Source organism: Bradyrhizobium sp., assembly GCF_049586575.1.
Lineage (GTDB): Bacteria > Pseudomonadota > Alphaproteobacteria > Rhizobiales > Xanthobacteraceae > Bradyrhizobium.
Genome location: NZ_JBAVCF010000713.1, coordinates 1 through 13,969, shown reverse-complemented (window position 1 = coordinate 13,969; position 13,969 = coordinate 1). Strand labels below are relative to the sequence as shown.

General features: G+C 61.8%; 13 protein-coding genes and 1 pseudogene. 2 read left to right on the top strand and 12 right to left on the bottom strand.

The genetic code is table 11. From position 1 onward, the window contains the following. Positions 1 to 88: 88 nt before the first annotated feature. The 8 genes from WB528_RS26075 to WB528_RS26040 are packed head-to-tail and all read right to left on the bottom strand — an operon-like array spanning position 89 to position 7,172. A complete protein-coding gene (locus WB528_RS26075; protein ID WP_423892138.1) occupies positions 89 to 1,159 on the bottom strand; it encodes a PilN domain-containing protein in 1,071 nt (356 codons plus the stop codon). Continuing rightward, positions 1,159 to 2,148 carry a general secretion pathway protein GspK gene (locus tag WB528_RS26070; RefSeq protein ID WP_423892136.1) on the bottom strand — a complete coding sequence of 330 codons (990 nt, stop codon included), beginning with the start codon at positions 2,146 to 2,148 and terminating at the stop codon, positions 1,159 to 1,161. The genes WB528_RS26075 and WB528_RS26070 overlap by 1 nt, the downstream gene beginning before the upstream one ends. Next, on the bottom strand, positions 2,145 to 2,921 hold the full coding sequence (locus tag WB528_RS26065) for a PulJ/GspJ family protein (protein ID WP_423892134.1): 777 nt from the start codon (positions 2,919 to 2,921) through the stop codon (positions 2,145 to 2,147). The genes WB528_RS26070 and WB528_RS26065 overlap by 4 nt, the downstream gene beginning before the upstream one ends. Then, on the bottom strand, positions 2,918 to 3,328 hold the full coding sequence (locus WB528_RS26060; protein WP_423892132.1) for a prepilin-type N-terminal cleavage/methylation domain-containing protein: 411 nt from the start codon (positions 3,326 to 3,328) through the stop codon (positions 2,918 to 2,920). Before WB528_RS26060 ends, WB528_RS26065 begins: the two co-directional genes overlap by 4 nt. After that, positions 3,303 to 3,764 (bottom strand): pilus assembly FimT family protein, encoded by a 462-nt coding sequence (locus WB528_RS26055; protein ID WP_423892130.1) that lies wholly within the window; start codon positions 3,762 to 3,764, stop codon positions 3,303 to 3,305. The genes WB528_RS26060 and WB528_RS26055 overlap by 26 nt, the downstream gene beginning before the upstream one ends. Further along, the gene (gspG, locus tag WB528_RS26050; RefSeq protein WP_423892140.1) at positions 3,757 to 4,230 is read right to left on the bottom strand and encodes a type II secretion system major pseudopilin GspG; all 474 of its coding nucleotides are present in this window, start codon (positions 4,228 to 4,230) and stop codon (positions 3,757 to 3,759) included. The genes WB528_RS26055 and gspG overlap by 8 nt, the downstream gene beginning before the upstream one ends. A 35-nt stretch (positions 4,231 to 4,265) precedes the next feature. Next, complete coding sequence (locus WB528_RS26045) at positions 4,266 to 5,477, bottom strand: type II secretion system F family protein (protein ID WP_423892128.1); 1,212 nt, start codon at positions 5,475 to 5,477, stop codon at positions 4,266 to 4,268. Between the two features lie 9 nt (positions 5,478 to 5,486). Then, entirely contained in the window at positions 5,487 to 7,172 is a 1,686-nt protein-coding gene (locus tag WB528_RS26040; RefSeq protein ID WP_423892126.1) for a GspE/PulE family protein, read from the bottom strand. A 399-nt stretch (positions 7,173 to 7,571) separates the two neighbouring features. Here WB528_RS26040 and gspD point away from each other — a divergent pair, with 399 nt between their 5' ends. Both gspD and WB528_RS26030 read left to right on the top strand, forming a co-directional pair. Continuing rightward, complete coding sequence (gene gspD / locus WB528_RS26035) at positions 7,572 to 9,926, top strand: type II secretion system secretin GspD (RefSeq protein WP_423892124.1); 2,355 nt, start codon at positions 7,572 to 7,574, stop codon at positions 9,924 to 9,926. Further along, positions 9,923 to 10,405, top strand: coding sequence for a tetratricopeptide repeat protein (locus tag WB528_RS26030; protein WP_423892122.1), 483 nt, complete (start codon positions 9,923 to 9,925; stop codon positions 10,403 to 10,405). Before gspD ends, WB528_RS26030 begins: the two co-directional genes overlap by 4 nt. A 66-nt stretch (positions 10,406 to 10,471) precedes the next feature. Here WB528_RS26030 and WB528_RS26025 read toward each other — a convergent pair whose 3' ends face one another. From WB528_RS26025 to WB528_RS26010, 4 genes and pseudogenes are all read right to left on the bottom strand, one after another. Next, on the bottom strand, positions 10,472 to 10,816 hold the full coding sequence (locus WB528_RS26025; protein ID WP_423892120.1) for a HupE/UreJ family protein: 345 nt from the start codon (positions 10,814 to 10,816) through the stop codon (positions 10,472 to 10,474). After that, positions 10,813 to 11,612 (bottom strand): annotated as a pseudogene (locus WB528_RS26020) (cation:dicarboxylate symporter family transporter). Before WB528_RS26020 ends, WB528_RS26025 begins: the two are co-directional and overlap by 4 nt. A gap of 33 nt (positions 11,613 to 11,645) precedes the next feature. Then, the gene (locus WB528_RS26015; RefSeq protein WP_423892119.1) at positions 11,646 to 12,812 is read right to left on the bottom strand and encodes a zinc-dependent alcohol dehydrogenase; all 1,167 of its coding nucleotides are present in this window, start codon (positions 12,810 to 12,812) and stop codon (positions 11,646 to 11,648) included. 22 nt (positions 12,813 to 12,834) lie between these two features. Then, positions 12,835 to 13,665, bottom strand: a complete 831-nt coding sequence (locus WB528_RS26010) for an IclR family transcriptional regulator (protein WP_423892117.1) — start codon at positions 13,663 to 13,665, stop codon at positions 12,835 to 12,837. Positions 13,666 to 13,969: the final 304 nt, after the last annotated feature.

Below are 13,969 nucleotides of genomic sequence, written 5' to 3'. Positions count from 1 at the left end.
GCCAACAACACGATCACAAGCGCAGCGTAAGCGGTTGCGGCCAGGACCGGGGAGCTGACAAGTAATCTTCTCAGTGACGCAGCGGGGTTCATGTACTCGATCCAAACGAGGGCGTGATGCGGGCTTCGATGTGGAAACGTTCCCCCGGCTCGTTCTGCGCGCGCGTGGTCGGCGCGAAGAACGTCGCGCGCGCAAACTGAGGCGACTTCTCGATCAGGCGGATGAGCGAAGGCGCGTCCTGCGTCATGCCGACCACCTGAACCTTGTCGCCGTCGATCCGAAGCTCGGTGACATAGGTGCCGTCGGGCAACGCCTGCGACAGCGCTTCCAGGACAACAACGCTCGACGGACTGGTCTGCTTACGCTTGGCCAGAAGACCAACCGTCGAGTCGGGGCCAAGACGCAGCGCGGCGCGGCGCTCCGAAATGCGGCGCGTCAATTGCTGCTGCTCGGAATCAAGGCTGTTACCGAAATAAGCGCCCAACAGCAGCGCGACCGCGGCCGCGACGCCGGCCGATAGCAAGACCGCGCGCAGGATGCGCGGCGTGTCGAACCCACGACCGGCTGCGCTGCCGAGTGTTTGGTCGAAGACCTTGATATCGGCTGAAGTATCGCCCTCATTGGGCGGCGCCGCAAATGCGGCGAACGACTGCGCGCCAAGGCCAGCGGCGAGTTGAACCAGCGGTTCGATTTCCTGCTTCGAAGTCGCGGCGAGCGTCAGCTCAATTCTATCTTGCCCGATCGCCGACGGCGAACTCCAGCCGAACACGGCACCGTCCGCCGACCACGGTGTCAGGCGGTCGATCTGGGTACGGATCATGCCATCAAGGAAATCCACAGCCTGCTTCGGAAAATCGAGCGGCCGGAACATTACCTGCCCCGATGCCAGGACGGTTTCGATCCGGCTGCCGCGGAAAGCTGCCTGCCAATCCGCCGGCAAAGAAGGACTCGGCCGGCCGTTGACGATACGAAATGAGATATCCGGCAGCGCCGGTCCTTTTGGCGCCGATTGCAGCCTCGCGGTCAGGACATCAGTGCTTTCGCCGCCCAGCACGATGTGCGGCCGGCGCGCATAGCGGCCGATCGCGGTATCGACCGCAGCGGCTACCGCCGCCACCCACTCATCGAACAAGCCTCTTGCTTCAGATACAATCGTCATCACCCGCCTGCCTGTCTGGATGGCCGAGTCCCGGTCTCCGCCAGGTCCTGCCACGACAATATCTTGTAAGGGTCTTTGTCCTTGGCGCTGCCCGTGTTGTCCTTCGTGTTGTCCTTGGCGACGTCCTTGCCCGTGGCTTCCGCGCTGCCCAACAAGATGACCGCTTCGGTCGACGTTCGACGGCCGTTGTCGAACCGTATCGTCGTCAGGACACGAAAGGCCTTGGTCTCCGGCAAGGACCCGGCCTTGACCGCCGGACCAAGCGCGGCCGCGACCGCCTTCTGATCGCGCGGCAAGGACCGCCGCTGCTTCAGAAAGTCGTTGAGGGCTTCCGGCGTCATCCCCGGCAGCGCCGCAATCACTTCCGGCGGCGCAAGCAAAACGTCAACATCGGCCGATTTGCTGAAGACGGTCACATAAGGCAAAGCACGCTCGATCATGGCGGGCGAAACACCGAGCACCAGGCTCAATTCGTTAACGTGAGCAAAGGGCGCTTGCCGGGGCGAATAAGCGAGTCCCGAAGCCAGATAGAGCGCTTCTTCGTCGTTGGCCGCACCGCGCTTCGGCGGGGTCCGCCATCCGACGATGCGATTGGCGACTTCCCCCGCTGCCTTCTGTTCCACACCAAGGACCTCGAACAAGTTGGCGAGCATTTCCTTCGAGGCCTTGTTGAGGTCGACCCGCGCTGCTTCCGAGGTAAAGGTGGCGAGCACCGCCGCATCGTCCATCCGGAAGCGGAACGACCCCTGCGCGGGGCGCGTCTTTTCATCCGCCGACAGCAACTGATAAGCGGCGAGTTCCAGACTCGCCGATACCAGCGCCTCGTTCTGAACGCCGATATCGGTCGCGCCCAGAGCACGAGCAGAATTGGATAGGTAGACTGAAAAGATCATCGCAAGCGCCGACAACGCTACCAGAATCCACAGCACGGCTACGATGACGAAGCCGCGTTCCGTGGACTGCGCTTTTGTCTTGAGGGGCTGTCTCATTGCGAATTGCCCTGGCTCGCGACCGCTCCCGCCGCCTGTTGCGAACCCGCAGGCGAAGCTTGTTGTCCGTTGCCTTGTGGATTGGTCCGAGCGCCGGCATCGTCGTTACACTTTCCGTCCGGCTGCTTACACTCATCTTGCGCCGAAGACTGGACGTGAATGGACGTCACCGTCGAGATCGCGAGAAGGCGCTCGCTTGAGGCGTCGCGCACCGTCAGCCTGACCTTCGCCGGCAGCCGGTCGGAATCCCGCCAACTGCTTTTCCAGGCATGGTCCTCGCCTGCATAGGCAAAGGACAGCCGGTACGGCGCACGCAAGAGCACCACAGGCTCGCTGAAATGAAGCTGGTCGGAAAGCGACGCTTCCGGTCGTAATGGCCGGAATGACGTTCGCGAACGGACCGTCGCGAGGCCGCCCTGATCGGTGGTCTCACCCAGATGCACCACGTCGAGCCCGGGCCCGGCATTCGGGCCAAGCGCCGTGCGTACAAAGGTCACCGACTGCTCCGATCCCGCAAACAGCGGCGGCGGCTTATCCCCGCGGCTGACCGGCACGCTTTGGGCCGCCGCAAGGTCGTCGGCAATTCGCTGCAGGGCGATCCCGATCTGCTCGCTGCGCTGAATGCGATCAAGACCGCGGTTCCAGCTCGGAAGCCACTGTGCGGTGAGGTTGGCGAGCGCCGAAAGCACGAGCCCCATCAGCGCCAGCGCCACGAGGGTTTCGATCAGCGTAAAGCCGCTCTCGTTTGTGTGCCGTTTCACCGAAATGCTCATTGCGGCTTCCCGTGCATCAGACGAACCGTCCTGACGTCCATCACGGCGCCGGATGGAGAGCGCACCTGGATTCTGACGAGGGCAGGAATCCATGCAGCGTCGTTGCTTGACGCATTCCATTCCTCGCCCATTGGGCCGACGTCGATCTTCCATTGATGGCCGTTGGTTTTTCCCGACAGAGTCCCAAAGTTCATCTCCGCGCGCGGCGGTACGTCGGCCGCCATCACCGAACGCACCGTCTGCATCAGCGTCACATGCTGCTCCAGCGAGCGAACGCCGCGCACGTTCGTCGACATCACCGACCCGATCGCTACGATCGAGACAGCCACGACGGCAAGCGCAACCAGCACCTCGATGATCGTGAAGCCGCCGGCGCGGCCATCAATTGGCGGCGTTGCGCGTAACAATTTCCACCCTTCCGGTCAGCCAGTTGACGCGAATTTCATAGCCGACATCCGCGCGCGTCAGCGCCACCGCGCCACCGCACGACATGCCACTGGCAAAGAAGCTGATCGTCGACAGCGCCTCGCGCTGGTTGCAGGTACGGGGCAACAGCGCCTCGAAATGAACGTCGTCCGGAATCCGGACCATGTCGGCGGTCGCACCAGACCGGATCACGCGACTCCCGGCATCGACCAGCGTCGCCACCCCCATTCCGCGCCGGATCGCGGCATTGCGATCTCCTTTCAAGAGGGCGGCCGTCTGCAGCACATAGCCCTGCAAGCGGGAACGAGAGGTTTGATGCGGGATGAACGGCAGCAGCACAGCCGCCATTATGGCGACGAGCGCCAGCACGCATACCATTTCGAGCAACGTAAAGCCGCGTTCGGAAGTCCTATTCATTCTTCGCACTTGTCAGGTTTTCGGTGGAGATATCGGCCGCAATTCCACTTCCGCCTTCCTGGCCATCCGAGCCATAGGACTTGATTTCATAAGGCCCGCGTTCGCCCGGCGAACGATACAGATAAGGATGGTTCCAGGGATCGTTCGGCAGGCTGCCGCCCTTCAGATAAGGCCCGTTCCAGGCCGCGACGCCAGGCGTCCGCTGCACCAATGCGGCGAGGCCCTCAGACGTCGACGGAAAGCGGCCGGCATCGAGATAGAACAGGTCAAGCGCGCTCCCAAAACTCTGCAACTGAATTCGCGCCGCCTTGACTTTGGACTCGCTGAGATAGTTGAGCACGCGCGGGCCGATCAGACCCATGATCAGACCGATGATCGTGATGACGACCAGCATCTCGATCAGGGTGAATCCGGCCTGGCCGGCATCGTGTCCGGGTTCGCGCTTCTTGCTCGCCGTGAAGAACATGCCAACGTTTTTCAGCATCCGATCCGATCCTTGTGTTAACCGACCAATTGGGTGACCGACAGCAGCGCGGTCATGACCGATACGATCAATCCTCCGACCACGGTGCTGATGGTAATGATCGCGAGCGGCCCGACGATGGCGACGACGCGGTCGAGGCTGCGCTGCAATTTCGCTTCGTAGAATTCGGCAACTCGGCCCGCGAGCACCGGCAGCTGGCCGGTTTCCTCGCCGAGCCGCAACATGCGGATGGCCATCGGCGGCATGTTGCTCGATGCGAGCAACGCGTCCGACAGCTTGCCGCCGTGGCGCACGCGGTCGGCGGCCGTCGTCCAGACCGTGACGTCTCCCGTCACCGCCATGATATCCACCAGAATGCGCAAGCTCGCCGTGAGATTGACGCCGCTGCCAAGCAGCACGGCGAGATTCCGGCAGAACAGGCTGGTGCGATAGAATTGAAAGATATTGGCGATGCCGGGGGCTCGCGCGACGAACGACACAATCGCGCTGCGGGTGGCTGGCCGGCGCAACAGCCACCACGTCCCTGCGATGACAAAGGCAATGCCGAGCAAGACCGGCGTCGCATTGGCACGGAGAAACTCCGACAGCCTGATGAATACGCTGAGCGCGGTGTCGGACTTGGCGCCGAAGTCCTGCAACACCGAAGAAAACTGCGGCAGCACGAACAGGATAAAGAACATCATGACGCAGACCGCGGCGAGTAGCACGAAGGCCGGGTATTGCATTGCGTCCGTCAGCTTGCGCCGCATCGCTTCCGACCGCGCACGTTCATTGCCCAGCATCTCGAGTACCTGGTCGAGCGTTCCGGATATCTCGCCAACCTTGACCAGGGCGACATACATCGCGGGAAACAGCGTGGGATGCGCAGCGACGGCGCTTGCAAAACTCTCGCCCGCGAGGATCGACGCGCGGAGACGAGCGACCACAGGTCTGAGCCTGCCGACGTCGGTATCGTTGGCGAGCAGTTCGAGGGCGTCATCCAGGCGGGCGCTTGCCTTCAGCAGCAGCGCAAGGTCACGCGTAAACGTCGTCACTTCCGCCGCACTTGGCCGGCCAAAAAAGCCGAAGCCGTCCTGCGCGGCTGTCGCCTTCCTGTCCTCGACGGTTTCGATCGGCAGCAGGCGAAGATATTCGATACGACGGGCGACTTCGGCGACGGTCGGCGCCGAAAGCGTGCCATGCACGACTTCGCCGTTTTGCGTCAGCGCCCGGTAACGAAAATTCGGCATGATCTCACCTCACCGCACGGTGGTGACGCGAAGTAGTTCCGCCGGCGACGTCAGGCCGGCGCGACACTTTGCGATGCCATCACCGACCATCGTCGTCATTCCGGCGCGGATCGCCGCTTCATCGATCTTGAGGCCATCGGTCTTTTCGCCGATCAGTGCGCGGATTTCGTCTGACAGTTCGAGTATCTCGAACACGCCCAGCCGGCCCCGATAACCTGTACCGCTGCAGCGTTCGCAACCGCACGGCGCCTGAAGGACTTCTCCGGCCCGAAAGCCGAGCGCGGCCAGCCGCGGGTCCTCGGCAAAGTCCGCGTCCACGAGCGGCTTCGGCGTCTTGCAACGCTCGCATAAATGCCGGACCAGCCGCTGCGCCACCACCGCTCGCAGGGTCGAACGTAAGAGATACCCCTCGACGCCGAGATCGAGCAGGCGCGGCACCGCGGCCGCCGCCGACTCCGTATGCAAGGTGGTCAGAACAAGATGTCCGGTCAGCGCCGCGTGGACCGCGACATGCGCGGTCTCATTGTCGCGAACCTCGCCGACCATGATCACGTCAGGGTCCTGGCGCACAAAGGAGCGCAACGCGGCGGCGAAGGTCAGTCCGATCGCAGGCTTGACCTGCGCCTGGTTGACGCCGGGAATGTCATATTCGACCGGGTCTTCGACAGTCAGGATCTTGCGGCCAGGTTCGTTCAGGATCGACAGGACGGTTGCCAGTGTCGTGGTCTTGCCGCTGCCGGTCGGCCCGGTGACGACGATCATGCCGTGCGGCAGCTTCAGCAGACGTCTGAGCTTGACCTCGTCGGAAGCAGAAAATCCGAGCTTCTCGACCACCAGCAACCCGCGATCCTTTGGCAGGATACGAACGACCGCGGATTCTCCGTGCTGCATCGGCATGATGGCGACGCGAATATCGATGTCGGCGCGGCCGACGCGCAACCGCGCGGCGCCGTCCTGAGGCAGACGGCGTTCGGCGATATTGAGATTGGCGATAATCTTGATGCGCGAAATCACTGCCTGCGGCAGGACACCGGCGGGTGCCGCTACCGGCCGCAGCAAGCCGTCGATACGCATGCGAACCACGAGCGCGGACTGAAACGGCTCAATGTGAATATCGCTCGCACGCAGCTCGACCGCTTTTTCCAGGAGATCGTTGACGGCGCGAACCACCGGCGCGCCGCTGGCAAGGTCGCGCAGGCTTTCGATATCATCTTCGCGCGGAAGAAACTGGCCGGCCGCATCCACGGCTTCCGCGCTATCTTCGCCGAGGCGGCGGTCGAGTACGACCTTGAGGTCTTCGACCGAAGCAACCGTGATCCTGACGTCGCGCCGGAGCACGATTTCGGCGGCGCGCTGCGCGGCTCTGTCGGTCGGATCAGCAACCGCGAGAGCCGCATTTCCGTCGGAGAATTGATAGGGGAAAACCATCATCTCCCGCAGGAAGCGCTGCGAGAACGTCTCGTTGAGCGCCGGTGCCGACAAGAGCTCCTGAAGTGCCACACGCTCGAGACCGGCAAAGCGGGCCGCTTCGTCGGCAAAATCGCTCGCAGAAAGATCCGTCAACTCCCAAAGCCTGGATTGCTGGCGCGACGAGGCGCCCTGCTCGATCGACTGACCGTTAGGCGCAGCCGATTTTACAAGGTGGTCGTTGCGACGCAGATGCTCCAGGAATTGTAAGGACTCGTCGCTGGTCATCGGCGTTCCAGTCGCAGCGCTTTTTTGAGGCGCGCATCAGCCGGCGCACCGCAGCCCATCACGCCGCTGGTCGCTTTATACTCGGCCATGTGGCGACTATTGATCGGAAAAACATGACAGTGTTACGAAACGAAAACAAGAAAGGTTTCACAAAACCAGTGTCCGCGATCGAAACCGCGGGTTGCTGCCGACTGTGTCATATGTTAGCGTAATTCCGTCTAGTGAAAAGAAAATTCCGTAGCCTGAAACGTGAAGGGAAACGGAAGCAAAGCTTTTTGTTTGTGATGTTCTGGTCCCTCCCAAACAATTCTGTCATGTTCGAACGGTAAGAACCGCGAGTGGGCCTGGTCCTGCCAAGGGATCCGGGGGGTGTTAAGTAACCAGGTTGGGGCGGCGTAAATGGCAAGTGTCGGCAAGGGCAGCCCGTCCCTTTCGGTCGGGCGCGGTATCGGCTCTGCTTTGATGGCGTCGTGCCTGCTTCTATTGGCATCCTGTGGTTCCGCCATGGTAAAATCCAGTAGCGGCCCTCAGGACGTCGATGTCCTGGACAAGGTGCGTTCGCTCGATATCTTGCCGCGCTATCCGACGCAGACCGGCGCCTCAACGACTTCTTCCGGTCCGCGGGCCCAGCCGGTGGTCTTTCAGGGCGCTGAGGTGACGGACATTGCGGCGGCGCGCCCGCAACAGGCGGCGAGCGGAAACGGCTTCGATCTCAATTTCGAAAATGCCCCGGTGGCGACCGTCGCCAAGGTCGTGCTCGGCGACATCATGCAGACCGGCTACACGATCGATCCACGGGTGCAAGGCACCGTCAGCCTGGTCTCGGTACGGCCGGTGCCCAAATCGGACATCATCTTCGTCCTGGAAAATGCCCTTCGGATCAGCGGGGTGGTGCTGGTCCGCGACACGTCGGGTTACCGTCTGACGCCGCTTGGCGATGCGGTCGGCGCGGGCCATGTCGATTCCGCGTCCGATACCGAACCGGGATACGGCGTCTCGGTTGTTCCGCTGCAATATGTCTCGGCGCAGACGCTGCTCAAGATAATGGACAGCTTCGCGACCAAGCCCGGCGTCGTCCGCGCCGACGTCACGCGCAATCTGCTGTTGATTCAGGGCACCGGCCCGGAACGCCGCACCGCCGTCGAAACCGCGACGAGCTTCGATGTCGACTGGATGCGGGGTCAATCGATCGGTATCTTCCCGGTTTCCAACAGCGGACCCGAGCCGATCATCGCCGAGCTCGAAAAGATCGTGGATTCCGGCGAAAACGGCTTGAGCCAGAACCTGATCAAGCTCCAGCCGGTTGCCCGGCTCAACGCGGTCATGGTGGTGAGCAAGAAGCCGGCTCTGCTGCACACTGTTGAAAACTGGATCAAGCGCCTCGATCGTTCGGATACCACGCGGACCAGCGTTCACGTTTACAAGGTGAAGTACGGCGACGCGAAGCAGATCGCGCGCGTGCTGACCGACATGTTCGGCGGCGGATCGTCCAACAGCAGCCTGCTCGACAGCCCCGACAATCAGGTCGCACCGGGATCCGGCACCACGGCAAGCGCGAGCGACCGACTTTCGCTCAACGCGAACAGTAACAACAACAGCACGAGCGGCAATAGTTCCTCGCCGGCAATGGGCAGCGGCTTCGGATCGCGCCAGAGCTCGGGCTTCGGGGGATCGCAGGGCGGCGCTGCCGGAGGAAATTTCGGCCAGCTTGACAAGGGAAATGGCTCCAGCTCGGGCGGAGGACAGCCTCTACTGCAAAATGTCCGGATCACCCCCGACGTCGTCAACAATTCGCTTTTGATCTACGCCGATCAGACCAACTATCGAATTATCGAATCGACGTTACAACAGGTCGACCAACCGCAGTTGCAAGTCGCAATCAATGCCACGATCGCCGAGGTCGACCTCACCGACGAGCTCCAGTTCGGCGTTCAGTTCTTTCTGACCAGCCACGCTTTGGGACTAAGGCCCGATCAGGGGTCGCTGCTCAACACCACGTCGACGCCGGTCACCGCGACGACCACTGCCGCAACTACGGCGGCCACAGCCACTACCGCGGCCACAACGACGGCGGCGGCCACCGGAACGGTCGTCAACACGTTCATCAACCGCGCGTTCCCCGGATTCAATTTCCTGGTCGGCCAGGAGGCGCAACCCGCCATGATCCTGTCCGCCTTGCACAACGTCACCGGCGTGAAGGTGTTGTCCACCCCGTCGCTGGTCGTGGTCAACAACCAGTCGGCAACGCTTCAGGTCGGCAACCAGGTTCCGGTCTCGACCGGCAGCGCCACAGTGCTGACGACCAGCAACACGGTCGTCAACACCGTCGACTATCGCAACACCGGCATCATCCTGCACGTTTCTCCCCGTGTCAGCGCCAACGGCAACGTGAGGCTCGATATCGAGCAGGAGATCAGCAACGTCGTGCCTTCAACCAACGCGGCCGCGAATTTGACCCCGACCATCTCGGAGAGAAAGGTCAAGAGCTCGATTTCCATCGCCAACGGCCAAACCGTGCTGCTGGCCGGCCTGATTCAGGACCAGAAGAACGAGAACAAGAGCGGCATTCCGCTGCTGGATGAGTTGCAGGGAATAGGCAATGCATTCGCGACTCAGGACAATACGAAGTCGCGCACGGAATTGATCATCTTCATCCGTCCCCAGATCATTCGCGACAGCATGGACGCTCATACCGTTGCCGAAGAACTTCGCTCCAAGTTGCGTGGCTCCATGAGTGCAAGCACTCTCAAATGAAACGAGCGCTCAAAACCCTGACCAATGCGCTGCCGGTTTTCGTGCTGCTTCTTGCCTGCGTCGCCGGTAGCGATAGCTTCGCCGGCGAGAATTATCTAAGCGACGGGCAGCCGATCGTCGTGGCACACGGCAAAGCCCGGGCGCTGGGGCGTCTCGGCTTTCGGTATGAAAATGGCCTGGGCGTGCCGCAGAACTATATCGCAGCGGTCGATCTTTACCGGCGTGCGGCAGAACAAGGCGATGCCTTCGCCCAAAGCAGATTGGGCCTCAGCTACGACAAGGGCCACGGTGTACGGCAGGATTTCATCCTTGCCTACAAGTGGCTCGATCTCGCGGCGGCGAGAGCGTCGCGTCGCGAGCGCGACTTCTACGCACGGCTTCGCGATGCGGTCGCCTCGAAGATATCGCTGGCAGAAATCACCGAAGGCCAGAGGCTCGCATTGACGTGGACCGCGAACCGGGAAGCAAAGCGCTACTGAGCCGCAGCCGGGCGCGAACGTCGCGACGTCAACGCCGTCGCCAATGCTTACAACGCGCTCGACACGTCATCCCCCAAAAGCCGGCCCCGGCACGTGCGCGAACCGAAACAGCGCAGAAAAACTGACATTGAGGCTGCGCTCGACCAGCCATACGGAAGCCACCGCAACGATACCGCACGAGCCCGCGCCGAGCACGAACCCGGGATAGAACCGCCAATGGCGGCACAAATACGCAACCGGCAAGATCACTGAAACAATCGCCAACTGCCCGGCTTCGACTCCGAGATTGAAGCTCACCAGAACCACCGCATGTGCGCCGGCCGGCAAGCCAAGCTCAGCAAGCACGTTGGCGAAGCCCAGTCCGTGCACCAAAACGCTGACCAATGCGCTAACTCCGGCGCGGAAGATCACCAACCGCTTAAGCGGTGTGACCGGTCCCCTCGCCCGAACCATCGACGGTCTCGGCAAATCCGGCCTCGCAACTCCGCGGTCGCCGTCGGCATCACGAACAGCACGCTCAACTGGTGCCAGATCGTCAAATGAACGTTGAAGGCGTGCGCCAGGAACAGGACCGACATCGTCATGTAGATCGCGGTGCCGTCCATGTTCAGCGAGAAGCCTCCGGGCATCACCAGGCCGACGACTTCCCTGGACACGCCGAGTTTCTCGAGCTTCCGCATCGAGCGCGGTATCATGGTTTCGGCCGAGGTTGCCGCAAAGACGAACAGGATCTCGTCGTTGAAGTAATTCAGCACGCGGACGATGCCGAAGCCCGAAAGCCGCAGAAACCCACCGAGCACGATCACGACGAACAGGATGCTGACGATATAGACTGACGCCACGAGCTGGCCGAGGTCGAGCAACGTCCGCAGGCCGTATTTGCCGACGGTAAAGGCCATGTACTGAGCGCCGCAATCGGCGCGCAGTACATGATAATCCGCACCATGCCGAACAATGCTGCCGCCGCCGACTCCAGTAAGACCACGACCGGCTTGCCGCGGTCCTGCGCGAGGCTGAGCCCCAATCCCAACAGCGCCGCGACAAAGAGGATGGGCATGATGTCGCCCTTTACGAAGGGCTCGACAAAGGAGCTCGGAATAATCGAGAGGAAGAACTCCGTCAGGCCGACGCCTTTGGCGACCTTGGCATAGGCTTCGACGGTCTTTGGATCGAACGCAGCAGGATCGACGTTGAGCCCCGATCCCACCTGCCACCTGCCACCTTCTTGATTCCGCCCGCTCTACTCCGCGGCCACGCGATTGAGCGCGGCGTGACCGTGAGTCTTGACCACGACCTTGATCGCATCCTCGATGCGTTCACGCGCGTATTTCAATGCGGTCGGCAGATCCTCCAGCGCAAAGGTATGCGTGTGGACCTTGGTCGCGTCGAAGCGCTTCTGCGCCATGAACGCCTCGGCGCGGTGCGTGGCGCTCTTGCCCTCGCCGCGGATGCCGTAGACGTAGATATTGTTGCGCACGATATGGGCGATATCGACCTCGGCCGGCTTGCCGGGAAATGCCGCAAGACAGATGCGGCCGCCGCGGTTGACCATGCGCGCGGCTTCGTTGACGGCTTCAGGTGCGCCGGAACATTCGACGACGTAGTCGACACCCTTGCCGCCATTCAGCTTGCGCACCGCCGCGACCGGATCTTCATTCTTGGCATTGATGACGTAATCGGCGCCCAATTCCTTCCCGATCTGCAGACGGTTGTCGCGCGTTCCGGTCAGGATCACCGGATGGGCGCCGAGCGCCTTGGCAACAGCCACGCCGAGCAACCCAATTGGACCGGGGCCCGTTATCACGACGCTCTCGCCGGCGACGAGGCCGCCCAATTCGGTCAGCCCGTACATGGCGGTACCGGCGGTAACAACCAACGTCGCTTCCTCGTCCGACATTTCATCTGAGATCGCAACCAGCGTGTTGATGTTGTTGACGGCGTATTCAGTAAATCCGCCGTCGGTCGTAAAGCCGTTGGCGCGATGTCCCTTGTCGACGTCGCCGTAGTTCAGACCGTAGTTGTGACAGGCCGTATACATGCCTTCGCGGCAGCGCTTGCACTGGCCGCATCCGGCGTGGATTTCGACGGTGACGCGTTGCCCGATCTTGTACTCGTCCACACCCGGACCAAGCGCCACGACCGTGCCCATATACTCGTGGCCCGGCGTGAAATTCTTGTTGAAGGGCTGGCCGCCCTGGATCATTGCCGGCGGTCCGTGATGAATGATCTCGAGATCGGTCGCGCAAATCGCCACCGCGTCGATGCGCACCAGAACCTCGGCGCGCTTCGGCACCGGCACCGGCTTTTTGGTCAGCGTCAACTGATCGGGATCGCCCAACACCCACGCCCGCATCATTTCCGGAATCGGAAATTCGGGCGCAGTCTTGACGTGGTCGGGCTTGTACATGGCTTCACTCCTGAATGTATTGTTATTCGGCCGCGACGGCCTTGATTGATCCCCGCAGCGTCGCGCCTGGGGCGCCAAGCTCCGCCGATAATTCGTCCGTCACCGCGATCAGATGTACCTTGATTTGATCGAGGTAATCCTGCGTGGCGCGAAAAGCCGGCGACGAGACGCTGATGGAGCCGACGACTGCGCCGGCATGGTCGCGGATAGCGGCACCGAGACAGATCACGCCGGGACGAAACTCTTCGCGATCGATCGCAAAACCCCTTCTGCGCGTGAGCCGCAATTCCTCTTTGAGTGCTTCGATGTCGGTAATCGTGTTTGGCGTAAAGGCCGTGAGACCCTTGTCGGCCACGATCCGGTCGAGTTCGCTCGGGGGCAGCCAGGCCAGGATCGCCTTGCCGGTAGCAGCGGCGTGCGCCGCATTGGCGTTTCCGCCAAAGCCGGCATCGACGCGGACCGCATGTCTTGCCTCGCGACGAAGGATATTGACGAGATTGGTGTCCTGCATGATCGCAAGCTGCACGGCCTCCTGAGTCTGGTCGTTCAGGCGATCGACAAAACTTTGCGCGCGACGCGGCAAATCCACCTGCCGCAGACAGGCAGCACTGAGGTGGAGAATGCGCGACCCAAGCACGTAGCTGCGGCTATTCGGGCCACGCGCGACATAGCCCCAATTGTGCAGGGTAGAGATCAGGTGATGACAGGTCGAAACGTTCAGTCCGGCGGTCGCGGCAATCTCGGTCAGCTTTGCTTCGCCGCCGGCATCCGCCATCACGTCGAGAATAAGAAAGGCGCGATCGAGCGCCTGGATGCCACCATGGTCACGCCCCATCGGCGGTCGCGCTGGCATGACGCCTCGCCGTTCATTCGCTTTTTCGGACGGCATCGATGCAGCCCTCCTAGCATCAGTATATTTTTTCCATTAGGGCCAGTTCCGCAGAGCGAAAGCAACTTAATTTTCACATGGCGATAATGAATTTCATTACGTGAAATACTCCCATTGGTGGTGGCTCGACGCTTGCCTCAGTCTCGGAATCCGGCGACCCGATCATCTCATTGATGCGCTAGCCGAATTCTTCATCCATCCAGGTGGCCCGCAAAAGCGCGGAAGCTCTGCTCCGGCGCCGCGATCCCGCTTTTCATAGGCTCAGGCG

Excerpts from the sequence above, each read along its gene's own strand:
- WB528_RS26030 (WP_423892122.1), top strand. The coding sequence starts at position 9,923 with ATGAAACGAGCGCTCAAAACCCTGACCAATGCGCTGCCGGTTTTCGTG.
- WB528_RS26075 (WP_423892138.1), bottom strand. The coding sequence starts at position 1,159 with ATGACGATTGTATCTGAAGCAAGAGGCTTGTTCGATGAGTGGGTGGCG.
- WB528_RS26055 (WP_423892130.1), bottom strand. The coding sequence starts at position 3,764 with ATGAATAGGACTTCCGAACGCGGCTTTACGTTGCTCGAAATGGTATGC.
- WB528_RS26045 (WP_423892128.1), bottom strand. The coding sequence starts at position 5,477 with ATGCCGAATTTTCGTTACCGGGCGCTGACGCAAAACGGCGAAGTCGTG.
- WB528_RS26070 (WP_423892136.1), bottom strand. The coding sequence starts at position 2,148 with ATGAGACAGCCCCTCAAGACAAAAGCGCAGTCCACGGAACGCGGCTTC.
- WB528_RS26065 (WP_423892134.1), bottom strand. The coding sequence starts at position 2,921 with ATGAGCATTTCGGTGAAACGGCACACAAACGAGAGCGGCTTTACGCTG.
- WB528_RS26015 (WP_423892119.1), bottom strand. The coding sequence starts at position 12,812 with ATGTACAAGCCCGACCACGTCAAGACTGCGCCCGAATTTCCGATTCCG.
- gspG (WP_423892140.1), bottom strand. The coding sequence starts at position 4,230 with ATGTTCTTCACGGCGAGCAAGAAGCGCGAACCCGGACACGATGCCGGC.
- WB528_RS26010 (WP_423892117.1), bottom strand. The coding sequence starts at position 13,665 with ATGCCAGCGCGACCGCCGATGGGGCGTGACCATGGTGGCATCCAGGCG.
- WB528_RS26040 (WP_423892126.1), bottom strand. The coding sequence starts at position 7,172 with ATGACCAGCGACGAGTCCTTACAATTCCTGGAGCATCTGCGTCGCAAC.
- gspD (WP_423892124.1), top strand. The coding sequence starts at position 7,572 with ATGGCAAGTGTCGGCAAGGGCAGCCCGTCCCTTTCGGTCGGGCGCGGT.